This window comes from Streptomyces asoensis, from assembly GCF_016860545.1.
Taxonomy (GTDB): domain Bacteria; phylum Actinomycetota; class Actinomycetes; order Streptomycetales; family Streptomycetaceae; genus Streptomyces; species Streptomyces asoensis.
This window is the reverse complement of record NZ_BNEB01000002.1, coordinates 1,352,456-1,379,390: the sequence shown is the minus strand read 5'-3', so window position 1 is coordinate 1,379,390 and position 26,935 is coordinate 1,352,456. Positions and strand designations below refer to the sequence as shown.

Sequence of the window (26,935 nt, the reverse complement as noted above, 5' to 3'; positions counted from 1 at the left end):
GTGGCCTCCCGCCGCGGCGGGAGGCCCGGCGGCCGTGGTCAGGGGGAGCCGGCGGCTCCGACCGGGGCGAGGGCGCCGTCGAGGTAGGCCGCGCGGGAGGCCCGGCGCTGGATCTTGCCGCTGGAGGTCTTGGGGACGGTGCCCGGGCGGACCAGCACGACGTCGTGCACGGACAGGCCGTGGGCGTCACCGACCGCGGCCCGGATCAGGTCGGTGATCTTCTCCGCCTCACCGATCGCCTCCGGCGCCAACTCGGCTACCAGCACCGGCTGTTCGCCCTCGGTGCCGCCGTCCACGGAGAACGCGGCGGTACAGCCGGGCCGCAGCGCGGGGTGGGCGGCCTCGGCACAGAGTTCGAGATCCTGCGGGTAGTGGTTGCGTCCGTCGACGACCATGAGGTCCTTCAGCCGGCCGGTGACGAAGAGTTCGCCGTCGCGCAGGAAGCCCAGGTCGCCGGTGCGCAGGAAGCGCCCCTCGTGGCCGGGGAGGGTGGCGCGGAAGGACTCGCGGGTGGCGAGGGCGTTGCGCCAGTACCCCTTGGCGACGCTCGCGCCCTGCACCCAGATCTCGCCGGTCTCCCCCTCGGGCCGCTCTCCGGTCCCCTCGGGGGCGGCGATGACCACGGTGACGCCCTCGCCGGGCCGTCCGCAGCCGACGGCGGCGGTGTCCGCCGTGCCCGTCCCCGGCTCGAGGAGGACCGGGGGTGCGCCCACCGTGCCGCCGGTGACCATGAGGGTCGCCTCGGCCAGGCCGTAACAGGGGTACAGGGCCTCGCCGCGGAACCCGGCGGGGGCGAAGGTCTCGGTGAAGCGGCGCAGGGTGGCGGCGCGCACCGGCTCGGCCCCGTTGAAGGCGACCTTCCAGGAACTCAGGTCCAGACCGTCCAGGAGCGCGGGAGTCGCGTGCTTGAGGGCGAGTTCGTAGGCGAAGTTGGGGCCGCCACTGGTGTGCGGACGGTAGCGGCTGATCGCGGTGAGCCAGCGGTCGGGCCGCTGGAGGAAGTGCAGCGGCGAGAAGAGGGTGGCGGTGACGCCCAGGTAGAGGGTGTTCAGGACCGGGCCGATGAGCCCCATGTCGTGGTAGACGGGCAGCCAGCTGACGAACAGTTCGCCGTCGTGGGCGTCGATGACGTCCTGGGTGTGGCCCATGCGTGCGGTGATGACCCGCTGGTTGTCCAGCAGGTTGCCGTGGGTGACGACGACACCGCGCGGCGCGGAGGTGGAGCCGGAGGTGTACTGGAGGAAGGCGACCGAGTCGGCGTCCAGGTCCGGTTCGCGCCAGGAGGCGGCCGCCTCGTCGGGTATCTCCTCGGTGACGGCGCGGGTGATCCCGTCGAGCTCGGGGAGGTGCTCGGCCAGGCCGCCGAGTTCGGCGATCATCTCCTGGCCGCCGAGGATCACCCGGGCGTCGCAGTCGGCGATCAGGCGTCTGGTCCGGGTCAGCGTGCGGTGGTTGCGGGAGCGGCCCTGCGGGGGCACCGCGGGCACGGCGACCACGCCGGCCGCCAGGCAGCCGAGGTAGGCGGTGACGAACCCGGGACCGGGCGGGTGGAGCAGCAGGGCGCGGGAGCCGGCGAGTCCGCGCTCCTGGAGCCAGGCGGCGACGGCCCGGACGCGGGTGGCCAGGCGGGCGTAGGAGATCTCCCGGATCTCTCCGTCGCAGTCGCCCGTGACGAGGTGGCGGTAGGCGGTCCGCCCGGGCTGGTGTGCGGCGTGCGCGGTCAGCAGATCGACCAGGGAACGAGCCATGTTGACGAGTCTCACCTGTCTGGATGTGGAGGCGCGGGAACGGGAGTTCGCGAGGCGACCGCCGAGCGGGAACGCGTGACGGCCCGTCACATGGCATGCCTGCCGCCCCCACCCGGCTTGCTACCGGCGAGTAACACCCTAGCAAGCCCGTGCGCACAGTGTGTCGAACATATGTAAACCCTGCGTGTCCAACAGGGGTGCGCCACGGCCTCGTTCCCCGAATGCCCCGGCCGTGGATCCGCCCTATGGTGCTGATATGGAGAACGCACTCAGCCCCGCGATCCTCTCCGAACTGCGCCGCCCGCGCCCCTATCCCGCGGTGTCCGTGCTGACGCCGACGCACCGGCGCGAACCCGAGAACGCCCAGGACCGCGTCCGGTTGCGCAATGTCGTCGCCGAGGCCAAGAAGCAGTTGGAGAGCGACCCGGACATCACGCGGGAGCGGCGCGCCGACGTCGCCGACCAGCTCGACCGGGCCCTCGCGGAGGTCGATCTCGCGCACAGCGAGGACGGCCTGGTCATCTACGCCGCGCCGGGTGAGCACCAGGTGTGGTCCCTGGGCCGCGCCGTTCCCGAGCGCGTCGTGCTCTCCGACACCTTCCTGACCCGCAACCTCGTCTCCGCCCAGGCCGCCGAGCGGTCGTTCTGGGTGCTGTCGGTCTCCGCCGACCACGTCACCCTGTGGAACGGCGGCGCCGACCGCGTCACCGAGGAGCGCACGGGCGGCTTCCCGGCGGTCAGGCGCCGGCAGAACTTCGACGCCGAGCGCATGGAGCGGACCGGCGACCTGCCCAGCACCTTCCGCGACGAGGACACCCGCCGGTTCCTGCGCGACGCGGACACCGCCCTGGGCGCGCTGCTGCGCGGCCGACCGCGCCCATTGTACGTCACCGGCGAGCAGGCGGCCCTCTCGCTCCTGGACGAGCTCGGCGGAGTCACCCGGGACGCCGTCCACCTGGCGCACGGCGGGCTCTCGCACGCCACGCCCGAGGCCGTGTGGCAGGCGATGCGTCCGCTGCTCGACGCAGAGGCCCGCCGCGACGCCGCCGCGGTGGCCCGGGAGCTCGACTCGGCCCGCGGGCACAAGACGTTCGCGGCCGGGGTCGACGAGCTCTGGCAGAGCGCGCGCGAGGGCCGGGTCCGGCTGCTGGCCGTCGAGGAGAACTACCGCGTGACGGTGCGCGACGGCGGGGACCACCTGGTCCCGGCGGCGAGCGGCGACCCGGACACCCGCGACGACATCGTGGACGAGATCGTCGAGCAGTGCCTCGAGACCGGCGCGCAGGTGCGCTTCGTGCCCGACGGTGCCCTGGTCGACGCGGACGGCATGGCGGGGGTGCTGCGCTACTGAGACCCCGCCCGAGCCCCTGTTCAGCGGTTTTCCCCGCGGCGTACGCTGCGGATGATCGTCGACGGGGAGGGTGAGGGCGCGTGGGTGACCTGCTGGGCGTTGCCGTACTGGGTGCCGGACACATGGGAGCCGACCACATACGCCGCCTCGATCGCGTGGTGAGCGGCGCGAGGGTCGTCGCGGTGGCCGATCCCGACGCCGAGCGCGCGAAGGAGGCCGTCGCCGCGATCGCGGGGGTGAGCGTCCACACCGAGGCGGAGGCCGCGCTCGCGGCTCCCGGGGTCGAGGCCGTGATCGTCGCCTCGCCGGGCCCCGCGCATGAGGAGGCGCTCCTCGCGGCCTTCGCCCGCGGACTTCCGGTGCTGTGCGAGAAGCCCATGGTGCCGGAGGCAGCCGGGGCACTGCGCGTGCTGGAGGCCGAGGCCCGACTCGGCCGCCGGCTGACGCAGGTCGGGTTCATGCGGCGCTACGACGAGGAGTACCGCGGGCTCAAGGCCCTGCTGGACGGCGGGCGGCTCGGCCGGCCGCTGATGCTGCACTGCGTGCACCGCAACGTCTCCTCACCGCCGGGCTTCACCAGCGCGATGCTGATCGACAGTTCGGTGTCCCACGAGATCGACGCGGCCCGCTGGCTGCTCGGCCAGGAGCTGACCTCGGTCACGGTACGACGGCCGCGCCCCTCCTCCGGCGCCCCGCGAGGACTCCTCGACCCGCAGTTCGTGCTCTTCGAGACCGACGGCGGCGCCCTGGTCGACGTCGAGGTCTTCGTCAACTGCGGTTTCGGCTACCAGGTGCGCTGCGAGGCCGTGTGCGAGGCGGGCAGCGCGCGCATCGGCGACGACCGGGGCGTGCTCGTCACCACGGGCGGCGGCGCCGGCGCGGCCGTGCCCCAGGACTACCTCGTGCGGTTCGCGGACGCCTACGACCGCGAGGTGCAGGCATGGGTCGACGCCACCCGGCTCGGCCGGGTCACCGGCCCGTCCGTCTGGGACGGCTACGCGGCCTCCGTCGTCGCCGAGGCCGGCGTCCGGGCCCTGGAGAGCGGCGCCCGCGTCCCCGTCGAACCGGCCCCACGGCCCGACCTGTACGCCCTGGACGGTCACTGACACCGGGCGGCCCTCAGACGTTGCCGAGCAGGGCCTCGAGTCCCCGGTCCACGGCGGCACCCACGTCCTCCCGGCCCGCCGCGACCACGGCGTAGCTGCGCAGCAGGAAGCGGCGCAGGGCGCCGGTGTCGAACTGGAGCAGGGCCAGGCCGAGCGGCGAGTGGAACTCCACCACGGTCCGCACCGGACCGCACGGCCAGATGTGCACGTCACCGCTGCCGGCCGGACCGTCCACGCCCTGTTCCAGCAGGGCCCGGGCGAAGGTCCAGGTGACCGACTCGCCGGCCAGGGACACCTCCGGCGGGAAGTCGACGTGCACGGCGAACGGGTCGGCGGAGTCGTAGCGGAGCGTGGCCGGTACCGGCAGCTCCTGGTCCTCCGAGGTGATCAGGCGGGCGCGGACAGGCTGTTCCAGAGTGACGTCCATGCATGTACGACCTCCTGAGGGCCTTTTGCATTACGCGAAAGCGGTGTCCAATTGATGTGACCTGCATCACAGGCCTGACACGCTGGAACATCAGCCCGTCGAACACGCGCCCGATGGTCACCTCGACCCCCTCACACGTCCCCCAAGTCACGTACGCCACCTACGACTTCACCCCACGACGGGGCCTCCCGCCACGGGCCCCCGGGACCCCCGCGGAGACTCTGGCATATGCCAAAAGCACCACCGAATCGTGTGTTGCCAAATCCCTTACGGGTCGTCGCGCGCTGTGCAACAGTCGTAACGGCCCTTGTGTCAGCCTTCCGCCGTACCGTCCCCTCCGGAGTGCGTCATGCCGCCCCATGTCTTCGCGGATCACTCCGCCGCCCAGCCGCCGGCGCGCGGCTCGGTCGACGCGCTGATCACGCAGACACGGCGGCTCAAGGGCGAGATGGACGCCGTACGGCAGGAGGCCCGCGGCGACACGGCCGACCCGCGGGGCCGCTGGCAGCGAGCGCTGTGCGATCTGGCGCTGCATCAACTCGACGACCTCGACGCGCACCTGGCCCAGCTGCGGGACGGACCGCCGCCCGTCCCCGACTCCCCGCCCACGCCCGCCGCACCGACGGCCTCCCGGCGCGAGGGGCTGCTCAGCCGGGTCGGCAGCGCCGAGTGGAACCTGCTGACCGACGAGGCCGTGTGGTCCGAGGAGCTCTACGAGATCCTCGGCCGCGACCCCGCCGCCGCACCGCTCACCCTCGACGAACTGCCCTCGCTCGTCCTCGACGAGGACCGGCCGAGACTGACGGCGATGGTCACCGACTGCCTGATCGACGCCCGGCCCATCGACGGCGAGTTCCGCGTCGCGCGCCCGGACGGCGAGAACCGCACCGTGCACATGATGGGCGAGCCCGTCCTGGACTCCGACGGCGGCACCGCCTCCATGTGGGCGGTCCTGCGCGACGTGAGCGCGCTCCGCCGCAGCGAGCACGCGGTGCACGTCACCCGCGACCGGCTGGAGAGCCAGCGGCACCGGGCCCGGACCGAGCACCGGCTGGCCGTCGAGTTGCAGGAGGCGGTGCTGCCGCCGTGGCGCGGTTCGCTGCGCCTGCCCCACGAGGGACCCCGCCGCCTCGATCTGGCCGCCCACTACCTGCCCGCCGCTACGACCTCCCAGATCGGCGGCGCCTGGTACGACGCGCTCGAACTCCCCGACGGGCAGACGGTGCTGAGCGTCGGCGACCTCACCGGACACGGACCCACCGTCGCCTCCCACACGGCGATGATGCTGGGCGCCCTGCGCGGGATGGCCATGACGGGCACCGGGCCGGACCGGCTGATGGAGCTGCTGAACCAGTTGCTGGACGCCACCGTCCAGCCGGCCCTGGGCAGCGCGGTCTGCTGCCGCTACCGACCGCAGACCCGTACCCTGACCTGGGCACGGGCCGGACATCCCGCCCCGCTGCTCTTCCGCGACGGGACGGGACGCCGGCTGGACGCCCCGCAGGGCGTGCTGCTCGGCGCCACCGCCCGCGCCGCGTACGGGCAGGCCGAGGAGACACTCGGCGAGGGCGACCTGCTCCTGCTGCACACCGACGCGCTGGCACCCACCGACCGCCTCCTCGGCCTGGCCCCCCGGCTGGACTTGGCGCGCACCGCACAGGACTGCGTGCGGACGGTCGTGGAGGAGTGCGGAGGGGGCGAACGCGTCGCCGACGCCTGTGTACTGGTGGCCCGGATCACCGGGTGACGCCCGCCGCCGGAGTGCTCACACCCGCGCCCCTTCGCCGCCGTCGCCTCCCCTCCCGCCCTTCTGCCTCGGGAGCGCGTGCCTGATCTCCTCGCGCAGCTCGCTGATCCTCGGGTAGTCGGCGTACTGCGCGGTGAGCCGGTACATCTGGCTCAGCCGGTCCCAGGTACGCCGGGAGGAGTTCGACCCCATCGACATCAGCGCCAACCGGGCGAACCGGTCCGCCTGTTCGGGGTCGTCGGCGATGAAGCACGCGGACGCCATGGACAGATGGTCGAAGATCTTCGACCGCTCGCGTCCGTCGACCCGCAGCGCCAGCGCCTTCTCCGCGTAGTACTGGGCGTGCGTGGCCGCCTGCGGTTCGAACTCGGCAAGCGTGCGGTAGGCGAGCGCCTGCATGCCGTACAGGTCCTCGTCCTTGAAGGTCTGCATCCAGGACGGCGGCGCGACGTCGTCCTTGTCCGAGACGAAGAGGTCCTCCGCCCGGCCGAGGGTGCGGCGCATGGCCTGCCCCTTGCCCATCGACGCCTGCGCCCAGGCCTCGACGGTGTGGAACATCGCCCGGGTGCGCGGCATGACGCCGTCACCGGAACCGGAGTGGGCGAGGTTCATCAGGTCGAGGGCCTCGTCGGGCCGGCCGAGGTGCACCATCTGGCGCGCCGCCCGGGAGAGCGCCTCGCCCGCCCGCGGGCGGTCCCCGCCCTCCCGGGCGGCATGGGCGGCGATGACGAAGTACTTCTGGGCGGTGGGCTCCAGGCCCACGTCGTGCGACATCCAGCCCGCGAGGACGGCGAGGTTCGCCGCGACGCCCCACAGACGCCGCTGGAGATGGGCCGGGTGGTGGTAGGCGAGGATGCCGCCCACCTCGTTGAGCTGCCCCACCACCGCCTTGCGTTGCAGCCCGCCGCCGCGCGCCGCGTCCCAGGCCCGGAACACCTCCACCGAGCGCTCCAGTTCGTCCACCTCCTCCCTTCCGATGGGGGCGGCCTCGTAACGGTCGAACCCGGCGGGATCGGCGTGGTGGAGGAGGGGGTGATCGATGACAGGAGCGTCGGAGGTGAGGGTGGGGTCGGTGTGCAGCCACTCGTACATGGCACTGCTGAGAGCTGATCCCGCTGCGAGCGCGGCACCCGCGCCCACCAAGCCGCGTCGGTTGAGCATGAGGTCCATTCCCGTGAATTCGGTGAGGACCGCAGCAGTCCGTTCGGGCGCCCACGGCACGCCGTCGGGATGTTCCGCACTCCCGGCGCCGGACCGTTTCCCTGTACGCCCGTGCCGTACCAGACCGAGGTCCTCCATGGTCACGACACGGCCGAGACGCTCGGTGAACAGGGCAGCCAGCACCCGCGGCACCGGATCGCGCGGGATCTCTCCCGTGTCGATCCACCGCCGCACCCGGGAGGTGTCGGTCGACAGCTGGGGGTGGCCCATGGCCGCCGCCTGCCGGTTGACCAGCCTCGCGAGTTCACCCTTGGACCAGCCGGCCAGGCCGAACAGGTCCGAGAGACGGGTGTTGGGTTGTCCGCTCACGTCAAGCCCCCAGGTTCTCGGCTGAGTTGACAGTAGCCCCGGGAAAGTTGCCGGGCGACTATTCGCCAGGGTTCGCCAGGGTTCGCCAGATGGTGTGCCACTGGGCCACGGGTGTCAGGTAGGAAAGCGCCACCCCGACCCGGTCGCCGAGGGACATTCCCCAGGATGTGACCGAAAGGGCCGGTCGGGGCAGCGTTCTGACGTCCGGCACACGAAGGGATCTGTTTCTCCCATGTACGCAGCATCGTCCTCCGTGTCCGCACCGCCCCGGTCGCTGCACACCCGCCCGGGCGGCGGCGGCCCCTATCTCGACCCCGCGCGGTCGGCGGCTCCCCCGCTCGGCGCGGGCCCGGTCCGGCGCCCGGCGGGCTTCGGCGCCCAGCCGCTCAGCGGAAGGCTCGACCTGTCCGGCCCGCAGGGCGCCCAGCTGCGCACGGCGATCGCGTCGGTGCACCGGATCTGCCCGGAGTTCGCCCCGGTGCAGGTGCTGCGCCGCAGCGGACGCTCGGTGCTCCTGGTCGGCACGACGGGACGCAGTACGGCGGTCGCCAAGTGTTTACTCGACCACTCCCCCGCGTGGGCGGAGCGGGTCCGGCACGAAATAGCGGCGTACCGCACGTTCGTCCGGCACCGCCCCCCCGTGCGGGCGCCGAGACTGATCGCGGCGGACCCGGACAACTGCACCCTGGTCATCGAGCGGATGCCCGGCCGGGTGGCGGCACTCCAGCGGCATCCCACCGAGGCGCCTCCCCGGGCCGACGTGCGCGCGGCCCTCGGCGCGATCTGCCGGCTCAACGCCTGGCGGCCCCCGGCGGGCACGTTCGACGCGCCGCTCGACTACGCCGCCCGTATCTCCCGCTACCACGAGCTGGGGCTGCTCACCGACCGCGATCTGGGTGATCTCCAGAAGCTCCTGCACGGCATCGCGGCCGGCGCGGGCCGGCAGGGCATGGGCCAGTTCTGCCACGGCGACGCCCTCCTGTCGAACATCCTCCTCTCACCGGCCGGTCCAGTGCTGGTGGACTGGGAGCACGCGGGCTGGTACCTGCCGGGCTACGACCTGGCGACGCTGTGGTCGGCGCTGGGCGACGCACCGGTGGCCCGCCGTCAGATCAGCCAGATCGCCCAGTCGGCGGGCCCGGCCTCACGGGACGCCTTCCTGGTGAACCTCATGCTGGTCCTGACCCGCGAGATCCGTACCTACGAGACGGCCGTCCAGCGTTCGATGCACGAGGCCGTCCCCGGCTCCCCCGGCGCCGCCCACCCCGGTGGCGTGCCGTCCGGTGAGGAGCAGCGACTGCTGCTGCGCCGGCTGCACGACGACTGCCAGCTGGCCCGCCGGGCCGTACGGGCGGCGGTCGGCACCCGCTGACGGGACACGGGCCGGCGGTGCGCCTGAACGGGGCGCGCGGTCGGCCCCACGGGTGGGTCAGCGGTGTCTTGACAAGGGAAATCTCCTGTGTGTGCGCATGATTGACGGACCGTCGGCAACCGGGTATGAGGTGATTCATGCCCGGCCCCGCACTCCACGCCCGTCCGTCACAGGAGGCCGCATTGCGACAACCCGTCACTCACCCAGGACCCGTGGGACGTTCCCGCAGAGCCGCAGGCGCCATGGCGTCGGCGGCTCTGCTGCTCCCGCTGCTCGCCGCGGCGTCCCCGGCCGATGCCGCGGCGCCCGCGCCCGCCCCGGCCGTCGGGAGCACCTCCGCGAAGAGTCTCCAGCGGGCCTTCGCCGCCGCGGCCGCCGAGTACCACGTGCCGCAGAGTCTGCTGCTGGGCGTCTCCTACCTCCAGTCCCGCTGGGACGCGCACGCCGGAGCCCCGAGCGTGACCGGCGGCTACGGCCCGATGCACCTCACGGACGCCCGCACGGCGCTGGCCGAGGGCACGCGGCACGGTGAGGGCACGGAGGACGCCCGGGGCGACTCCGGCCGCCGGGCCCGCGTCCGGCACGCGGAACCGCCGTCGGACCGACAGCTCCCGGACCGGCTGAAGACCCTGCCCAGGGCGGCTCGGCTGACCGGCCTGAGCACGGCGGAACTGCGCGCGGACCCGGCCGCGAACATCGCCGGCGGCGCGGCGCTCCTCGCCGCGGCTCAGCGGCAGCTGGGCGAGCCGCTGAGCGCCGACCCCGCGCTCTGGTACGGCGCGGTGGCGCGGTTCTCCGGCGCCGACGACAGCGCGACGGCCGCCGCCTACGCCGACGACGTCTTCACCGTGCTGCGCACCGGTCAGGAGCGCACCACCGACACCGGCGAACCGGTGACGCTGGCCGCCCGTCCCGGTCTGGTGCCGCGGAAGGCCCAGCTGCGCGGGACGGGACTGCGCACGGCCTCCAGGGCGGGTACCGAGTGCCCGGCCACGGTGTCCTGCGAGTGGATCCCGGCGCCGTACGCGCAGTTCGGCGACGACGACTACGGCAACCACGACCTCGGTGACCGGCCCGTCTCGACCAGCATCAAGTACATCGTCGTGCACGACACCGAGGGCGGCTGGGAGGGGGTGATCGACATGGTCCAGGACCCCACCTACGTGTCCTGGAACTACTCCCTGCGCTCCACCGACGGCCATGTGGCCCAGCACGTGAAGGCCAAGGACGTGGCCTGGCACGCGGGCAACTGGTACGTCAACGCCAAGTCGATCGGTCTGGAGCACGAGGGCTTCCTGGCCCAGCCGGACGCCTGGTACACGGAGGCCATGTACCGGTCGTCGGCGCGTCTGGTGAAGTACCTGGCCTCGCGGTACGGCATCCCGCTGGACCGGCAGCACATCCTGGGCCACGACACCGTGCCGGGGCCCACCACCGCCTCGGTCCCGGGGATGCACACCGACCCGGGCCCGTACTGGGACTGGCGCCACTACTTCGAGCTGCTGGACCGGCCCCTGGTCGCGACGGCCCGCAGGACCGGCGGCGGTCTGGTGACCGTCCGGCCGGACTACGAGGCGAACAGGCCGGTGTTCACCGGCTGCGTGACGCCGGGCGAGCCGTGCGCGGCGCACGGGTCGAGCGCGGTGCGGCTGTACTCCGACCACGACGAGAGGTCGGCGCTGATCACGGACATCGGGCAGGGCTCGGCCCCGACCAAGGACGTGAACGACCACTCCTCACGGGTGTCCACCGGCCAGCAGTACGCGGTCGCCGACCAGTGGGGCGACTGGACGGCCATCTGGTACCTGGGACAGAAGGCCTGGTTCCGCAACCCGAAGGACCACCCGACGGCGGTGCCCGGGGCGGGCCGGATGATCACGCCGAAGGACGGCCGGGCGAGCGTCCCGGTCTACGGCCGCGCCTATCCGGAGGCGTCCGCCTACCCGGCGGGCGTGCCCGCGCAGACGGTGGCGCCGCTGGCGTACACGCTGCCGAAGGGGCAGCGGTACGTGGTCGGTGACGAGGTGCCGGGCGAGTACTACTACGCGGTCACGTTCGCGACCGGCTCGCACCGGGTCGTGACCGGCAAGGACCTGTACTACGAGATCCAGTACGGCCACCGGGTCGCGTTCGTGCGGGCCGCCGACGTGCAGCTGGTGGAGCCGAAGAAGTAGCCCGGCCTCAGCCCTGCTGGAACAGCTCCGCCGGGAGCGGCTTCAGCAGGGCGTACAGGTCGTCGGTGATGGGGCGGTCCCAGGCGGCGATGGTCACCAGGACGTTGTCGCTGCGGTCGAACTGCACGCACGAGATCCGGCCCTCGGAGAGCCTCAGCCGGCGCACGATCAGGAGGTTGTCGCCCTGCATCACGGGCATGTCCTCGGTGCCGACGACGGTCACCTCCTCGTCGTTCTCCAGTGCGAGGAGCAGCTGGGCCACCTCGAAGGGGACCTCGCCCTCCTCCACCTCACGCGCCGGGGAGCCCTCGGGGAGATTGCCGATGATCATCGCGGGGCCGCGGCCGCCGAAGAGGTCGTAGCGCAGGAAGACGCCCTGGCAGCTGCCGTCGGGGGCGGGCAGCAGCCCGGCACCCAGATTGCCGGGCCAGTCGCCCGGATCCATGGCCAGGACGTCGAAGTCGGGCCCGGCGGGGGTGGCGCTGCGGCGGCGGAGGAACGACATGCCGCCATGGTACGTGGACAGAGCCGTCCGGCGACCTCCGGGAGGGCCGCGGTTCGCCGTTCGGGTGCGCTCCGCGGCAGCCCGCCGCGCGGCCGGCGAGTGCCGGTTCCCGCACGACGTCCTGATCCCGCTCACCGGCGTCCGCGACCCCCGCACCCCCGGCCCCGCGGGCCGACGCGGACCGGGTGCCGGCGGCCGGCGCAGCGGCGCCCGCCGGCCCGTCGGTCACGCCGGACGGCGCGGCGCGGGGCGGCCGAGCGCGCGCCGACGCCGGGGGTCCACCCGGTGCCGTCCGGCCGACCGGGACGGGACCGCTTCCGGAGGCTGTCCGACGCCTCGCCCGGGGCGGGTCCCGGTACGGCCGGGGGCGGGTCCGGTACGGCCGGGGGCGTCGAGGTGCGTCCGGGTGCGCGCGTCCTCACGGGACGGGGTGCTCCACCTCCCGGGCCGATCACCCGCCCGCCCGGCTGCCCGGTCACCCGGCCGCTCTACGGCCCGGCTGCCCGATCCGCCCGACCGACCGGTTGCCGGGCCGCCCGGCCTTCGGGGCCGGTGCCGGGGCCGGTCTCAGGTCAGGTCGAACTCCCCCTCCCGGGCCCCCGACACGAACGCGCCCCACTCGGCGGGCGTGAAGATCAGGGAAGGGCTCTGGGGGCGGCCGCTGTTGCGCATCGCGATGAATCCCTCGACGAAGGCGATCTGGACATCCCCCCGTCCCCGGCTGGTGGACTGCCACTCGGCGCTGCTGAGGTCCAGCTCCGGCTTGTCCCAGCCCGCGAGCGGCTGCTGCTGGATGGTGCTCTCGGCCACGTCCGTGCTCCTCCCGGTTCGTCGTCCGCGGGCCAGCCTAGCGAGCGGTCACGAAGGCCGACAGAGCACGTGAGGCGGACCTTTCAGGACTCCGGCGGCCGGGCTCCCACGAGCCACATGGAGAAGAACTGCGAGCCGCCGCCGTAAGCGTGCCCGAGAACCTTGCGGGCCCGCTCCACCTGGTGCTCCCCGGCCTGACCTCGCACCTGGAGCGCGGCCTCCGCGAAGCGGATCATGCCGGAGGCGCCGATGGGGTTGGTGGACAGGACACCGCCCGACATGTTGACGGGCAGGTCGCCGTCCAGCTCGGTCACGCCGGACTCGGTCAGCTTCCAGCCCTCGCCCTCGTCGGCGAAGCCGAGGTTCTCCAGCCACATCGGCTCGTACCAGGAGAACGGCACGTACATCTCGACGGCGTCGACGTCGCGGCGCGGGTCGGTGACGCCGGCCTGCCGGTAGACGTCCGCGGCGCAGTCCTTGCCGGCCTGCGGCGACACGGCGTCCTTGCCGGCGAACAGGGTCGGTTCGCTGCGCATCGCCGCGCCGAGGACCCACGCGGGCGGCCGGGGCGAGCGGGCGGCTCCGGCCCGGTCGGTGAGGACCATCGCGCAGGCGCCGTCGGAGGAGGGGCAGGTCTCCGAGTAGCGGATCGGGTCCCAGAGCATGGGCGAGGCCTGGACCTTCTCCAGGGTGATGTCGTGCTCGTGGAGGTGGGCGTAGGGGTTCTTCAGCGCGTTGCGCCGGTCCTTGTAGGCCACCAGGGAGCCGACGGTGTCGGGGGCGCCGCTGCGCCGCATGTACGCCCGGACGTGCGGTGCGAAGAACCCGCCGGCCCCGGCGAGCAGGGGCTGCTGGAAGGGGATCGGCAGGGACAGCCCCCACATGGCGTTGGACTCGGACTGCTTCTCGAAGGCGAGCGTCAGGACCGTGCCGTGGACCCGGGCCGCCACCAGGCCCGCGGCGACGAGGGCGGTGGATCCGCCCACGGAGCCCGCGGTGTGGACCCGCAGCATGGGCTTGCCCACGGCGCCGAGCGCGTCCGCGAGGTAGAGCTCGGGCATCATGACGCCCTCGAAGAAGTCGGGGGCCTTGCCGATCACGACGGCGTCGACGTCGGACCACGTCAGCTCGGCGTCGTCGAGCGCTCGCCGGGCGGCCTCGCGGACCAGCCCGGCGATCGAGACGTCCCTGCGGGCGGCGACATGCTTGGTCTGGCCGATGCCGACGACGGCCACGGGCTCCTTGCTCATCGCGGTTCCCCTTCGAGTACGGCGACCAGGTTCTGCTGGAGACACGGGCCGGAGGTGGCGTGGGCGAGGGCGCGGTCGGACGCGCCGCGGTGGATGCGGGCGGCGGCCTCGCCGATGCGGACGAGGCCGGCGGCCATCATCGGGTTGGCGGCGAGCGCGCCGCCGGACGGGTTGACGCGGACGTCGTCACCGAGCTCGAGCGCCCTGCGCAGGACGACCTCCTGCGCGCTGAACGGCGCGTGCAGCTCCGCGGTGTCCACGGGCCGTTCGAAGGCGCCGGCCTTCTCGGCGGCCAGCCGGGTGGACGGCGAGTCGGTCAGGTCGCGCACGCCGAGCGCGTGCGCCTCGATCCGGTGGTCGATCCCGCGGATCCAGGCGGGCCGCTCGCACAGCTCGCGTGCCCGCTGCCCCGCCGCGAGGATCACCGCGGCGGCGCCGTCGCCGATCGGCGGGCAGTCGCCGGTGCGCAGCGGCCGGACGAGGTAGTCCCCCTGGCGGACCGGGCCGCTCAGCTGGGCGTGGGGGTTGGCGGTGGCGTCCTGGCGGCTGCGGGCCCCGATCGCGGCGAGGGCGCTCTCGTCGGTGGCGCCGGCGTCGATCAGGGCCTGCGCCTGGAGGGCGGCGAGGGCGACGGAGTCGGGCCACAGCGGGGCGACGTAGTAGGGGTCGAGCTGGCGGGTGAGCACGTCGCGCAGGGAGCCCGGGGAGGACTTGCCGTAGGAGTACACGAGCGCGGTGTCGGCGTCGCCGGTGAGCAGCTTGGTCCAGGCCTCGTACAGGGCCCAGGCGCCGTCGGTCTCCACGTGGGACTCGGAGATGGGGGGCCAGGCGCCGACGCCGTCGAGGGCGAGGGTGAAGGAGAAGGCCCGGCCGGCCAGGTAGTCGCTGGAGCCGGAGCAGGTGAAGCCGATGTCCGCGGTCTTCAGACCGGTCCGGTCCAGGACGCTGTGCAGGACCGGCATCAGCATCTCGACCTCGGAGAGCTCGTCGGTGGTGCGCAGGACGTCGGTCTGCGCGAAGGCCACCACCGCGATGTCCCGGGTCATAGCAGCTCCTTGTAGGTGTCGTACTCCGCGTCTGGTTCGCCGGTGGGCCGGTAGTGGTCGGGGTAGCGGGCGTCCTGCGTCCACACGGGTTCGACGCGCAGTCCCATGCGGACCTGGTCGTAGGGGATGCCGCCGATCCGGCCGTGCAGCGCCAGACCGGCGCCGTCCAGGGCGATGTGGGCGTAGACGTAGGGCACCTCGATGTCGAGGTTCTTGGCCTTGATGTTGACGATGCAGAAGGTGGTGACGGTCCCGCGCGGTCCGACCTCGACCTGATCGGCGGTGGGGACCCCGCAGGTGGGGCAGGCGCCTCGGGGCGGGACGTACACCTTGCGGCAGGAGGGGCAGCGTTCGCCGAGGGTGCGCCGGTCGGCGAGGCCGGCGATGTAGGCGGACTGGGCGCGGCCCGGTGAGTAGGTGTAGTCGAGCCGGGCGGCGGCGACGATGCCGGTGACCGGGCCGGCGTGCCCGTCCGTGCGGCCCGTGAGGGGGGCGGGTCCGCCGTCGTACGGCTCGAAGCAGGCGATGTCGGTGACGGCGCCGGTGCGTTCGGGCGCCCAGCGGATCCGTACGCGCATGCCGGTGCGGACGGCGTCGGGGCCGGGGGCGTCCAGGGCGTGCAGGAGGGCGGTGTCGGCGCCGTCGAGGCGGACCAGGACCCAGGCGAAGGGGGTGGTCAGGGGCTGGCCCCGGCGGGGCGCGTGGTTCCAGGCCCAGGTGGTGACGGTGCCCGTCGGGGCCACCTCGGCCAGGTCGTGGAGCTCGTCGGCGGTGACGGGGTCGTACTCGACGGGCGGTACCAGGGTGCGGCCGTCGGAGGTCCGCACGCCGAGGACGACCCGCTCGCGCAGACCGGTGAGGAAGGCGCTCTGGACGGGCCCGAGGGACCGGGTGAACGGGAACTCGACGACAAGCGGCGCTTTGAGTACTTCGGACATCAGGGCTGCCTCCTCGGGAAGCCGACGTCGGCGGGAGCGCCCCGGGCGGGGCGCGGGGAACTGCGCGGCCGGCCACGACGGACCCGCGGCGGGCGGACGGCGCGTACCGCCCGCCCGCCCGGCGGACCGTCACGCACGGCGGTAGACCGGCGCCCGCTTCTCCGCGAAGGCCCGGGCGCCCTCCTTGGCGTCGGCCGTGTCGAACACCGGCCAGCCTCTGGCGAGTTCGGCGGCCAGCCCGTCGGCCTCGGTCAGCTCGGCGGTCTCGTACACGGACGCCTTCACCGCCTCCACGGCGAGGGGGCCGCAGGCGTTGACCCGTTCGGCGATCTCCAGTGCCTTCTCCAGGGCCTGGCCGTCGGGGACGACATGGCCGACCAGGCCGATGGCCGCGGCCTCGCGGGCGGTGTAGGAGCGGCCGGTGAGCAGCATCTCCAGGGCGTGGGTGCGCGGGATCTGGCGTTGCAGGCGGACCGTCGAGCCGCCGATCGGAAAGAGGCCGCGGGCGACCTCGAAGAGCCCGAAGGTGGCGGACTCGCCGGCCACGCGGATGTCGGTGCCCTGGAGCATCTCGGTGCCGCCCGCCACGCAGTACCCCTCGACGGCCGCGATGACCGGCTTGCGGGGGCGGTGGTGGCGCAGCATCGCCTTCCAGTGCAGGTCGGGGTCGGCCTTGAGCCGGTCGCGGTACCGCTCGCCCTCCATGCCCCGGCCGGCCAGCGCCTTGAGATCCATTCCGGCGCAGAAGGAGCCGCCCGCGCCGGTGAACACGACCGAGCGGACCGAGTCGTCCTCGTCCGCCTCGAGCCAGCCGTCGTAGAGGCCGACGAGCATGGCGATCGAGAGCGCGTTCCTCGCCTCCGGTCTGTTGAGCGTGAGCACCATGGTGGCGCCCTCGCGCCGCACGGTGAGGTGTTCGGTACCGCCCATCGCAGATCTCCCCTCGGAAAGAACGAGAACAGGTTGCAGGAGGCGTGATGGCAGTTCAAGGGTTTTCTGACAGTCAGTCAGATTTCTTGGTGCGGGGCCTTCCCACTTGTCGCGGGCTTTGCTCAGATGACCGACGAACCGTCAGGGAAGCAGGGCCGTGGTCAGGAGGAGCGGTGGAGTACAACATTGCCGACCTGTTCGAGTCCGTCGTCGACGTGGCGGCCGACCGCGAGGCGCTCGTGTACGTCGACCACCCCGGGACGGGCGCGGAGCGCCGTCTGACGTACGCGGAACTGGACGCCGCCGCCAACCGCATCGGCCATCACCTCCTGGACAGCGGCATCCGCCCGGGCGAGCACCTCGGCCTGCACCTGTACAACGGCGTCGAGTACCTCCAGACGGTGCTGGGCTGCCTGAAGGCCAGGATCGTGCCCGTCAACGTGAACTACCGCTATGTGGAAGAGGAGTTGGTCTACCTCTACCGGGACGCGGATCTGGTGGCGCTGGTCTTCGACGCCGAGTTCGGCGACCGGGTGGCGGCGGCGCTGCCGCAGGCACCGGCGCTCAGGCATCCGATCCGCGTCGGGCCGCCCGGCGGGGGGACCGTCTCCTTCACCGAGGCCGAGGCGGCCGGTTCCCCGGAGCGCGGCTTCCCGGCCCGTTCGGGGGACGACCAGTTCATCATCTACACCGGTGGCACGACCGGCCTGCCCAAAGGCGTGATGTGGCGCCAGGAGGACCTGTTCTTCTCGGGGCTCGGCGGCGGGGCGCCGACCGGGGAGCCGGTGAAGAAGCCGGAGGAGGTCGCCGAGCGGGTGGCCGCCGGCGGTACCGGCATCACCTTCTTCCCCACCCCGCCGCTGATGCACGGCACCTCCACCCTGACCGCCTTCATCGGCTTCAACTTCGGGCAGCGGGTCGTCATTCACCGCAAGTTCGTCCCCGAGGAGGTGCTCAGGACGATCGAGAACGAGAAGGTCACCAGCATCTCGCTGGTGGGCGACGCGATGCTGCGGCCGCTGATCGACGCCCTCGACGGCCCGCTGCGCGGCACCGACTGCTCGTCGGTGTTCAGCGTGTCCTCCTCCGGGGCGATCATGTCGGACACCGTCCGCCGGCAGTTCCGTGAGCTGATGCCGAACGCGATGCTGCTCAACAACTTCGGTTCCTCCGAGTCCGGGTTCAACGGCACGGCGACGGAGGACTCGGGGCCCGAGCGCGGCTTCCGCGTGCGCGTCAACTCCCGCACCCGGGTCGTCGATCCGGCCACCCGCGAACCGGTGGCCGCCGGTGAGGTCGGACGGGTCGCCCAGTGCGGCCACGTACCGCTCGGCTACTACAACGACCCCGTGAAGACGGCCGAGACCTTCTTCCGCAAGGACGGCGAACGCTGGGTGCTGCTCGGCGACATGGCGACCGTCGACGAGGACGGTGTGGTCGTCGTCCTGGGGCGCGGCTCGCAGTGCATCAACACGGGGGGCGAGAAGGTGTACCCCGAGGAGGTCGAGCAGGCGCTGAAGTCCCACCCGGACGTGTACGACGCCCTGGTGGCGGGGGTGCCGGATCCGACGTGGGGCAACCACGTGGCGGCGGTGGTGCAGGTGCGCGACGGCGCGCCGCGGCCCTCGCTGGAGGACATCCAGAGCCACTGCCGTTCCCGGCTGGCCGGTTACAAGATCCCGCGCCAGCTGGTGGTGAAGGAGTCCATCCGCCGCTCACCGAGCGGGAAGGCGGACTACCGGTGGGCGCGCGAGGTGGCGGTCGCCGAGGACCGGTGAACGTGCCGCGGGTCAGCTCCAGGGCGTGACCGTCAGCCGGACGCCGGCGTCCGGGCCCAGGATCGGCGCCGCCGTCCCGGGCAGGGGGACGCGGGCCCGCCAGACGCCTGCGCTCGGCTCCTCGTCGCCGCACGGCGTACCGGTGGGCCGGTGCTCCCAGATGGCGCCGGGGAGGTCGGAGTTCCAGACGACCCAGACGCCCGGGCCGGTCTGCGCGGGGCCGACGTCGACGACCAGGATGTCGGCGAAGTCCGCGGTCTGTTCCAGGTGTTCGGTGAAGCGCAGGATCCCGTCCCGCTCCCGCAGCGACAGGATCCGCAGGTGCAGGGCGTAGCGCAGCGTGGGGCTGTCCGCGGGCCGCGGCGCGCCGCTGTCGAGGAAGGTCACCGCCAGCGGGACGGGCTCGGCGGCCGTGCCGTCGTCCCGCGGCTGCGGCAGCTGGATCGGGCACCAGTGGGCGGCCAGTTGTTCGTGCATCACGCTGGGCAGCCCGCGCACGGCGAGCCGCACCTCCGCCTGCCAGCGGGTCCCGCCGCGCCCGGCCGGCGGCCGCAGCCCGACCAGTTCGGCCTGCACCCGCAGGTCGCCGAAGAGGAAACGCCGCAGGTTCTGGTACCCCTCCTCGGAGTTGACCAGTCCGTAGCCACCGCTGTGGCTGCGGTGCACGAACGCCCGCTGCGCGCCCGGCACCTGGGCGTTGTCGATCTGCACCAGTCCGTCGCTGCGCACACCGACGGCACGCGACGACAGACCGTGGGCGACGTCGTAGTCGGCGGGGTCGGTGCCCACCAGGCAGAAGATCCGCTCCGGCGGGAAGACGCCGTCGGGCATGGTGCGCGGGTCCCAGTCGTCGGGCGGGCCGCCGTCCTCGCGCAGGGCGTCCGGGGTCAGGTACTCGTACATGCGCCGGTGGGCGAAGATGTCGGCGCCGCTGATGCCGGTGGCGTCCATCAGCCGCTCCACGAGGCCGAACCCGACGTCGAAGGCGATGCCTCCGTGCGGGGTGCCGTAGGTGAAGAACTTGTCCACGTGGTCCGCCGGGTCCTCGCCCAGGTCGGGCAGCACCTTCTGGATCAGGCTGCGGCAGATGAGGCCGCCCATGGAGTGGGCCACCAGATGCACGCGTGGCGCGCCGCTCTTCTCCCGGATCGTGCGCACCAGGCGGAGCAGATCCCGGGCGGCGTCCTCCAGGCGGAACTCCCTGGGTCTCGTGGTCCAGGTGCTCGCCGAGGCGTCGTAGAAGCGGTGGATCCAGATGCTGTCGGACGGGATCTCGTCGTGGGTCTCCAGGTAGGCCTCCTGGCCGCCCTGGACGAGGATCCGATAGCCGTGGTCGAGGTGCAGTCGCAGCAGGGGGCTCTCGAACTGGTGGTACGCGGGCCGGTCGTCCGCTCCGACACGGACGTGCGTCGAGCCCTCGTTGAAACCGTAGAAGGGGTCCTGGACGGCCTTGTCGATCCCCGAGGGACCGCCCGCGAATCCCCGCACGTACACGATGGGGAGCTTTGCCCGATCGGCCATGTCCCGCTCCGCGGATCGCACGGCCGCCCGGAGGGGGCAACCGTTCGCTGGTGGAGGCGTTTTCAGTCTAGGCGGACGGCGTGGGACCGGCGACCGGGACGGCGTCGAGGAAGGCGCGGGCGCGTGCGGTGAACCGGCGCGGATCGTCCAGCCACGGGTAGTGGCCGGCGCCGGGCTGCACCGCGAAGGCGGCGTTGGGGAAGGCGTCGGCGACGAGCCGGGCGAGGACGGGCCGGGGACCGCCGTCCACCTCGCCCGCCAGCACGAGGACGGGGGCGTCCACCCCGGCGAGGGCGGTGCGCAGGGCGGGCGGGTCGAAGGCGTCCGGGGCGAGGAAGCGCGCCTCCGCCTCGGCGTTGGTCTGCTCGTCGGTGGCGGCCTCCAGCGCGCGGGCGGTGTCGTCCCACCGGCCGTGGAAGAAGGGCGCGACGACGGACCAGTCGGGCTCGCCCTCGCCCTCCCCCGCGAGCCAGGCCCGAAACGCGGAGAACGCGGCGTCGAACCACGGTTCGTCCTCCCGCAGCCGCGCGGCCGTCAGCCGGTCCTCGGCCGTGGCCGGGCGGCCCAGGGCCCACGGCGTGACGGTGATCAGCGCGAGCCGGGACACCCGCCGGGGGTACCGGGCCGCGTACAGCAGCGCGAGGCTGCCGCCGGCCGAGTGCGCGAGCACGTCGATCCGCTCCCGTCCCAGGTGGACGCGCAGGGCCTCGACGTCGTCGACCTGCCGGTCGCAGCGGTACGTCGCCGGGTCGGCGGGGACGGCGGAGTCCCCGGTGCCGCGCAGGTCGAGGAGGATCAGCCGGCGGTGGGCGTCGAGACCGCCGAGGCCACCGAGGTAGGCGGAGGCGCGCATCGGGCCGCCGGGCAGGACGACGAGCGGTTCGCCCTCGCCCCGTACGTGGTAGGCGAGTCGGGTCCCGTCGGGCGCGGTGAAGGTCGGCATGCCCCGATCCTCGGCGCCGGACCCACCGGCCCGCAACGACGTTCTCGCGGGGAAATCGGCCGCCTGCCTCTTGCCCGGGGCCCGTCGGCCTGGATTACTGATCCCGTGGAGATCGACCGAATGATCGGTCGCCCGTAATGGCATGGTTCGGCGAGGGTGACGAGGGAGAGGCCCCATGACGGACGCGAGGAACCCGCTGGACGAGGGCGAGCGCCTGGACGCGGGTGCGCTGCGCACCCTGCAACGGGAGCGGCTGCGGGCCTCCCTGCGTCACGCGTACGCCGAGGTGCCGTTCTACCGTGCGGCCTTCGACAAGGCCGGTGTGCACCCCGACGACTGCCGCGACCTGAGCGATCTGGCCCGCTTCCCCTTCACCACCAAGGCCGATCTGCGCGAGCACTACCCGTACGGGATGTTCGCCGTGCCACGGGACCGGCTGCGCCGCATCCACGCGTCCAGCGGCACCACCGGCCGGCCGACGGTCGTCGGCTACACGGACGCCGACCTGTCCATGTGGGCCGACATGGTGGCCCGTTCGATCCGCGCGGCGGGCGGCCGCCCCGGCGACACCGTCCATGTCGCCTACGGGTACGGCCTGTTCACCGGCGGCCTCGGAGCCCACTACGGCGCCGAGCGCCTCGGCTGCACGGTGATCCCCGCGTCCGGCGGCATGACCTCCCGTCAGGTGCGGCTGATCCTGGACCTCGAACCCCGGATCATCATGATCACGCCGTCCTACATGCTCACGCTGCTCGACGAGTTCGAGCGGCAGGGCGTCGACCCGCGTTCCACCTCGCTGCGGGTGGGGATCTTCGGCGCCGAGCCGTGGACCGAGCGGATGCGCCGGGAGATCGAGGAACGGTTCGCGATCGACGCCGTCGACATCTACGGACTGTCGGAGGTGATCGGGCCCGGGGTGGCCCAGGAGTGCGTGGAGACGAAGGACGGCCTGCACATCTGGGAGGACCACTTCTATCCCGAGGTCGTCGACCCGGTCACCGGCGAGGTGCTGCCCGAGGGCGAGGAGGGCGAACTGGTCTTCACCTCGCTCACCAAGGAGGCGATGCCGATCGTCCGCTACCGCACCCGCGACCTGACCAGGCTGCTGCCGGGGACGGCCCGGGCCTTCCGGCGGATGCAGAAGGTGACCGGCCGCAGCGACGACCTGGTCATCGTGCGCGGGGTGAACCTCTTCCCCACCCAGGTCGAGGAGATCGTGCTCGGCACCCCCGCGGTGGCGCCCCACTTCCAGCTCCGCCTGACCCGTGAGGGCCGGCTCGACGCCCTCACGGTCCGCGCCGAGGCCCGCCCCGACGCCACCCCCGAGGACCGCGACACGGCCGCGCGGACCATCGCGGCGGCCGTGAAGGACGGCATCGGTGTCTCGGTCGGCGTCGAGATCGTCGATCCGGAGTCGCTGGAGCGGTCGGTGGGCAAGATCAAGCGGATCGTGGACCTGCGCCCCCGGGAGTCATGAGGCGAACGGAGTCCGCGGCGAACGGGGTCATGAGGCGAAGCGCTCGCGCAGCTCCCGCTTCAGGACCTTGCCGCTGGCGTTGCGCGGCAGGGCGTCCACGAACACGACCCGCTTCGGCGCCTTGAAGGCGGGCAGGTGCTCACGGGCGTGGGCGACGAGTTCCTCCTCGGTGACCTCGCCGCGCGGTACCACCACGGCCGTGACCGCCTCGATCCACTTCTCGTCGGGCAGGCCGATCACGGCGGCCTCGGCTACCCCCTCGTGGGTGTACAGCGCGTCCTCGACCTGCCGCGAAGCGATCAGCACGCCCCCGGAGTTGATGACGTCCTTCACCCGGTCGACGATCGTGAAGTAGCCGTGGGCGTCGCGCACGGCGAGGTCACCGGAGCGGAACCAGCCGTCGCGGAAGGCGGCGGCGGTCTCCTCGGGTTTGTCCCAGTACCCCTCGCACAGCTGCGGGGACCGGTAGACGATCTCTCCGGGCGTGCCGTCGGGGACGTCCTCGCCGTTCTCGTCGACCACCCGGGCGTCCACGAACAGGACGGTGCGCCCGCACGAGTCGAGCCGGCCCTTGTGCTCGTCGGGAGCGAGCACGGTGGCGAGCGGGCCGATCTCGCTCTGGCCGAAGCAGTTGTAGAAGCCCAGCCCCGGCAGGCGTTCGCGCAGCCGCTCCAGGACCGGCACCGGCATGACCGACGCCCCGTAGTACGCCTTGCGCAGCCCCCCGAGGTCACGGGTGGCGAAGTCGGGGCGAGCGGCCAGCGCGATCCACACGGTCGGCGGGGCGAAGAGGCTGTCCACGCGGCCCTCCTCGACGAGGTCGAGGAGACGGTCGCCGTCGGGCGCGTCCAGGACGAGGTTCGTGGCGCCGATCGCGAGGTAGGGCAGCAGGAACACGTGCAGCTGCGCCGAGTGGTACAGCGGGAGGGAGTGCGCGGGGCGGTCACCGGCGCTCAGGTCGAGGGCGGTGATCGCGCTCAGGTACTCGTGCACCAGGGCACGGTGGGTCATCATCGCGCCCTTGGGCAGGGCGGTCGTACCGGAGGTGTAGAGCAGCTGCACCAGGTCCTCGGAGCGCGGCTCGGGGCCGTCGTACGCGGGGGTGTCGGGCAGCCGGGCGAGGAACGAGTCCTGCGTGTCGCGCAGCGCCAGCCACCGGGTGCCGCCGGGGAGCCGTCCGGCCAGCTCGGGATCGGCGAGGACCAGGGCGCTGCCCGACTGGCGGACGAGGTAGGCCAGGTCCTCGCCGGTCAGGTTCTGGTTGACCGGGACGTGCACCAGGCCCGCCCGGGCACAGGCGAGGAACGCGATGAGGTAGGCGTCGGAGTTGTGGCCGTAGGCGCCGACCCGGTCGCCGGGCGCGAGCCCCTCGCCGAGCAGGAGGGCCGCCGCGCGCGAGACGGCCTCGTCGAGTTCCTCGTACGTCCAGGTGCGGTCGCGGTACTCCACCGCGACCCGCGCCGGGGTGCGGCGGGCGCTGCGCCGCAGCACCCCGTCGACCGTGCTGCCATGTCCGGGCGTCATGACCCATGATCCTCGGCGGACGGCCGGGGCAGGTCAAGTCACCCGGCGCGGGGGCCGGCCGCGGCCCCCGCGGGCCGCGTTCACAAGGGGCGGGTTCACAAGGGGCGGGTGCGGCCCTCCCAGTAGGGCTCCCGCAGCCGCCGCTTGTACAGCTTGCCGTTGGGGTCGCGGGGCATCTCGGTGATGAAGTCGATGCTCCTGGGGCGCTTGTAGCCGGCCAGCCGGTCGGCGCAGTGGTCGAGGAGGGCGGCGGCCAGCGCGGGTCCGGGCTCCTGGCCGGGGGCCGGTTCGACCACGGCCTTGACCTGCTCGCCCCAGTCGTCGTGCGGGATGCCGAAGGCGGCGGCGTCGGCGACCGCGGGGTGGGCGAGCAGCGCGGACTCGATCTCGGCGGGGTAGATGTTGACGCCGCCCGAGATGATCAGGTCGATCTTGCGGTCACGCAGGAAGAGGTAGCCCTCCTCGTCGAGGACGCCGAGGTCGCCGACGGTGAAGAAGTCGCCGATGCGGTTCTTGCGGGTCTTGTCCTCGTCCTTGTGATAGGCGAAGCCGCCGGTCGTCATCTTCATGTAGACGGTGCCGAGTTCACCGGCGGGCAGCCGTTCGCCCTCGTCGTCGAAGACGGCGAGTTCGCTGATGGGCCACGCCTTGCCCACCGTGCCGGGCTTCTTGAGCCAGTCCTCGGCCGTGGCGAAGGCGCCCCCGCCCTCGCTCGCCGCGTAGTACTCCTCGACACAGGTGCCCCACCAGTCGATCATCGCCCGCTTCACATGGTCGGGGCAGGGCGCGGCGCCGTGGATGGCGTGCCGCATGGACGACACGTCGTAGCGGGCCCGGACGTCCGCCGGGAGGGCCAGCAGACGGTGGAACTGGGTCGGCACCATGTGGGTGTGCGTGCACCGGTGGGAGTCGATGAGCCGGAGCATCTCCTGCGGCGTCCACTTGTCCATCAGGACCAGGGGGTGGCCGAGGTGCAGGGCGGCGGCGGCGAACTGGAGCACCGCCGTGTGGTACAGCGGCGAGCACACGAGGTGCACGTTGCCGTCGAAGGGCCGGATGCCGAAGATGCCGAGGAAGCCGCCGAGGTAGGCCTCCTCGGGCAGCTTGCCGGGCAGAGGGCGGCGGATGCCGCGCGGGCGGCCCGTCGTGCCCGAGGTGTAGTTCATCACCCAGCCGAGGGTGCGGTCGGCGGGCGCCGAACCGGGCTGTCCGTCGAGGAGTTCGGCGTACGGCCGGAAGCCCTCCACCGCGCCGACGGCGTACCGCCGGCCGGCGGGCAGGGCGGCCTCGTCGGCGGCCCGGCGGGCCTGTTCGGCGAACCGCTCGTGGGCGACCAGGACCTTGGCGCCGGAGTCGGAGACGATCCAGGCGATCTCGGGGCCCATCAGGTGGTGGTTCACGGGGACGAGGTAGAACCCGGCCTGGGTGGCGGCCAGGTGGGCGGTGAGGAACTCGGCCGAGTTGGGCAGGACGACGGCGAAGGCGTCGCCGCGTTCCAGACCGGCGGCGCGCAGCCCGTGCACGAGCCGGTTGGCGGCGGTGTGCAGCCGTCCGGCGGTCCATTCCTCGCCGTCGGGCGCGACGAGCACGGTGCGCTCGGGGTCCTCGGCCGCCTGGGCCCAGAAGCCCGCGGGGGATGTGCTGGTCACTTGCCGCTCCTTCCGGCGATGCGGTTGACGCGGTCCACGGCCTGCTCGAAGCCGCGGGTGAGATCGTCGAAGACGGCCCGGACGCTGCGGACCTCGTTCATCCGGCCGACGATCTGGCCGACGGGTGTGCCGAGCAGGGGGTCGATCTCGTACTTCTGGATGCGGGAGACGGCGTCGGCGACGAGCAGGCCCTGCAACGGCATCGGCAGGGTGCCGGGTCCGTCCCCCGCGTCCCAGGCGTCGGTCCATTCGGTACGCAGCTGGCGTGCGGGCTTCCCGGTGAGGGCGCGGGAGCGGACCGTGTCGCCCGAGCCCGCCGCGAGGAGCTTGCGGGTCAGGGCGGGCGAGTGCAGGTCGGCCTCGGCGGTGGTGAGCCAGACGGAGCCGAGCCACGCCCCCTGGGCGCCCAGCGCGAGGGCGGCGGCGATCTGCCGTCCGCTGCCGATACCGCCCGCGGCGAGCACCGGCAGCGGGCCGACGGCCTCGACGACCTCGGGCGTGAGGACCATGGAGGCGATCTCGCCGGTGTGGCCGCCGGCCTCGTAGCCCTGGGCGACGACGATGTCGATGCCGGCTTCCCTGTGCTTGAGCGCGTGCCGCGCGCTCCCGGCGAGCGCGGCGACGAGCACGCCCCGGTCGTGGGCGCGGGCGACGACGTCGGCGGGCGGTGAGCCCAGGGCGTTGGCCAGCAGCTTGATCGGGTAGTCGAAGGCGACGTCGAGCTGGCCGCGGGCGACCTGCTCCATCCAGCCGGTGATCCGCCACCCGGAGGCCTCGCCCTCGGCCAGTTCGGGCACCCCGTACTTGGCGAGGGTGTCCCGCACGAACTGCCGGTGGCCGTCGGGGATCATCGCCTCGACGTCGGCCTCGCTGACGCCCTCGACCTTCCTGGCGGGCATGACGACGTCGAGTCCGTAGGGCCTGCCGTCGACGTGCGCCTCGATCCAGTCGAGGTCGCGTTCGAGGTCGTCGGGCGCGGTGTAGCGGACCGCGCCGAGCACACCGAAGCCGCCCGCGCGGCTGATGGCCGCGGCGACGGCGGGAAACGGCGTGAAGCCGAAGACGGCGTGCTCGATCCCCAGTTGCTTGCTCAGCTCCGTCTGCATGGG

General features: G+C 73.0%; 21 protein-coding genes. 7 read left to right on the top strand and 14 right to left on the bottom strand.

Annotated elements, in window-relative coordinates:
* Positions 1–38: 38 nt before the first annotated feature.
* On the bottom strand, positions 39–1,748 hold the full coding sequence (locus Saso_RS09125; RefSeq protein WP_189922411.1) for a fatty acyl-AMP ligase: 1,710 nt from the start codon (positions 1,746–1,748) through the stop codon (positions 39–41).
* Positions 1,749–2,004: 256 nt separating this feature from the next.
* On the opposite strand from Saso_RS09125, the gene Saso_RS09120 reads away from it, so the two are divergent.
* Positions 2,005–3,099, top strand: coding sequence for a baeRF3 domain-containing protein (locus Saso_RS09120; protein ID WP_189922413.1), 1,095 nt, complete (start codon positions 2,005–2,007; stop codon positions 3,097–3,099).
* An 80-nt stretch (positions 3,100–3,179) separates the two neighbouring features.
* Positions 3,180–4,205, top strand: a complete 1,026-nt coding sequence (locus Saso_RS09115; protein ID WP_189922415.1) for a Gfo/Idh/MocA family protein — start codon at positions 3,180–3,182, stop codon at positions 4,203–4,205.
* 13 nt (positions 4,206–4,218) lie between these two features.
* Here Saso_RS09115 and Saso_RS09110 read toward each other — a convergent pair whose 3' ends face one another.
* Positions 4,219–4,632, bottom strand: coding sequence for an SsgA family sporulation/cell division regulator (locus tag Saso_RS09110; protein ID WP_189922417.1), 414 nt, complete (start codon positions 4,630–4,632; stop codon positions 4,219–4,221).
* Positions 4,633–4,981: 349 nt separating this feature from the next.
* Here Saso_RS09110 and Saso_RS09105 point away from each other — a divergent pair, with 349 nt between their 5' ends.
* Positions 4,982–6,379: a PP2C family protein-serine/threonine phosphatase gene (locus Saso_RS09105; protein ID WP_189922419.1), complete on the top strand. Its 1,398-nt coding sequence runs from the start codon at positions 4,982–4,984 to the stop codon at positions 6,377–6,379.
* A gap of 18 nt (positions 6,380–6,397) precedes the next feature.
* Here the strand turns inward: Saso_RS09105 and Saso_RS09100 are convergent, their stop codons facing one another.
* On the bottom strand, positions 6,398–7,909 hold the full coding sequence (locus tag Saso_RS09100; protein WP_189922421.1) for a DNA-binding protein NsdB: 1,512 nt from the start codon (positions 7,907–7,909) through the stop codon (positions 6,398–6,400).
* A gap of 232 nt (positions 7,910–8,141) precedes the next feature.
* Between Saso_RS09100 and Saso_RS09095 the strand changes: the two genes are divergently transcribed.
* Together Saso_RS09095 and Saso_RS09090 are read left to right on the top strand one after the other, a co-directional pair.
* Complete coding sequence (locus tag Saso_RS09095) at positions 8,142–9,281, top strand: aminoglycoside phosphotransferase family protein (protein ID WP_189922423.1); 1,140 nt, start codon at positions 8,142–8,144, stop codon at positions 9,279–9,281.
* A gap of 242 nt (positions 9,282–9,523) precedes the next feature.
* On the top strand, positions 9,524–11,455 hold the full coding sequence (locus Saso_RS09090) for an N-acetylmuramoyl-L-alanine amidase (RefSeq protein WP_189922425.1): 1,932 nt from the start codon (positions 9,524–9,526) through the stop codon (positions 11,453–11,455).
* Positions 11,456–11,462: 7 nt separating this feature from the next.
* Here Saso_RS09090 and Saso_RS09085 read toward each other — a convergent pair whose 3' ends face one another.
* From Saso_RS09085 to Saso_RS09060, 6 genes are all read right to left on the bottom strand, one after another.
* The gene (locus Saso_RS09085; RefSeq protein WP_189922426.1) at positions 11,463–11,960 is read right to left on the bottom strand and encodes a hypothetical protein; all 498 of its coding nucleotides are present in this window, start codon (positions 11,958–11,960) and stop codon (positions 11,463–11,465) included.
* A gap of 567 nt (positions 11,961–12,527) precedes the next feature.
* Positions 12,528–12,770, bottom strand: coding sequence for a DUF397 domain-containing protein (locus Saso_RS09080; protein WP_189922428.1), 243 nt, complete (start codon positions 12,768–12,770; stop codon positions 12,528–12,530).
* Between the two features lie 83 nt (positions 12,771–12,853).
* A complete protein-coding gene (locus Saso_RS09075) occupies positions 12,854–14,020 on the bottom strand; it encodes a thiolase domain-containing protein (protein WP_189922430.1) in 1,167 nt (388 codons plus the stop codon).
* Positions 14,017–15,066 carry a thiolase domain-containing protein gene (locus Saso_RS09070; protein WP_189922432.1) on the bottom strand — a complete coding sequence of 350 codons (1,050 nt, stop codon included), beginning with the start codon at positions 15,064–15,066 and terminating at the stop codon, positions 14,017–14,019. Before Saso_RS09070 ends, Saso_RS09075 begins: the two co-directional genes overlap by 4 nt.
* Positions 15,063–16,004 carry a Zn-ribbon domain-containing OB-fold protein gene (locus tag Saso_RS09065; RefSeq protein ID WP_189922434.1) on the bottom strand — a complete coding sequence of 314 codons (942 nt, stop codon included), beginning with the start codon at positions 16,002–16,004 and terminating at the stop codon, positions 15,063–15,065. The genes Saso_RS09070 and Saso_RS09065 overlap by 4 nt, the downstream gene beginning before the upstream one ends.
* A gap of 129 nt (positions 16,005–16,133) precedes the next feature.
* Positions 16,134–16,934, bottom strand: coding sequence for a crotonase/enoyl-CoA hydratase family protein (locus Saso_RS09060; RefSeq protein ID WP_189922436.1), 801 nt, complete (start codon positions 16,932–16,934; stop codon positions 16,134–16,136).
* Positions 16,935–17,107: 173 nt separating this feature from the next.
* Between Saso_RS09060 and Saso_RS09055 the strand changes: the two genes are divergently transcribed.
* Positions 17,108–18,712 (top strand): acyl-CoA synthetase, encoded by a 1,605-nt coding sequence (locus Saso_RS09055; protein ID WP_189922438.1) that lies wholly within the window; start codon positions 17,108–17,110, stop codon positions 18,710–18,712.
* A 12-nt stretch (positions 18,713–18,724) separates the two neighbouring features.
* Here Saso_RS09055 and Saso_RS09050 read toward each other — a convergent pair whose 3' ends face one another.
* Both Saso_RS09050 and Saso_RS09045 read right to left on the bottom strand, forming a co-directional pair.
* The gene (locus Saso_RS09050; RefSeq protein ID WP_189922440.1) at positions 18,725–20,233 is read right to left on the bottom strand and encodes an esterase/lipase family protein; all 1,509 of its coding nucleotides are present in this window, start codon (positions 20,231–20,233) and stop codon (positions 18,725–18,727) included.
* Positions 20,234–20,300: 67 nt separating this feature from the next.
* On the bottom strand, positions 20,301–21,176 hold the full coding sequence (locus tag Saso_RS09045) for an alpha/beta fold hydrolase (RefSeq protein WP_189922442.1): 876 nt from the start codon (positions 21,174–21,176) through the stop codon (positions 20,301–20,303).
* A 175-nt stretch (positions 21,177–21,351) separates the two neighbouring features.
* On the opposite strand from Saso_RS09045, the gene paaK reads away from it, so the two are divergent.
* Positions 21,352–22,653 (top strand): phenylacetate--CoA ligase PaaK, encoded by a 1,302-nt coding sequence (gene paaK / locus Saso_RS09040; RefSeq protein ID WP_189922444.1) that lies wholly within the window; start codon positions 21,352–21,354, stop codon positions 22,651–22,653.
* A gap of 27 nt (positions 22,654–22,680) precedes the next feature.
* On the opposite strand, the gene Saso_RS09035 is transcribed toward paaK, so the two are convergent.
* The 3 genes from Saso_RS09035 to Saso_RS09025 form a co-directional block, all read right to left on the bottom strand.
* Positions 22,681–24,177 (bottom strand): acyl-CoA synthetase, encoded by a 1,497-nt coding sequence (locus Saso_RS09035; RefSeq protein WP_189922446.1) that lies wholly within the window; start codon positions 24,175–24,177, stop codon positions 22,681–22,683.
* Between the two features lie 95 nt (positions 24,178–24,272).
* The gene (locus Saso_RS09030) at positions 24,273–25,826 is read right to left on the bottom strand and encodes an acyl-CoA synthetase (protein ID WP_189922448.1); all 1,554 of its coding nucleotides are present in this window, start codon (positions 25,824–25,826) and stop codon (positions 24,273–24,275) included.
* The gene (locus Saso_RS09025; protein WP_189922450.1) at positions 25,823–26,932 is read right to left on the bottom strand and encodes an NAD(P)H-dependent flavin oxidoreductase; all 1,110 of its coding nucleotides are present in this window, start codon (positions 26,930–26,932) and stop codon (positions 25,823–25,825) included. The genes Saso_RS09030 and Saso_RS09025 overlap by 4 nt, the downstream gene beginning before the upstream one ends.
* Positions 26,933–26,935: the final 3 nt, after the last annotated feature.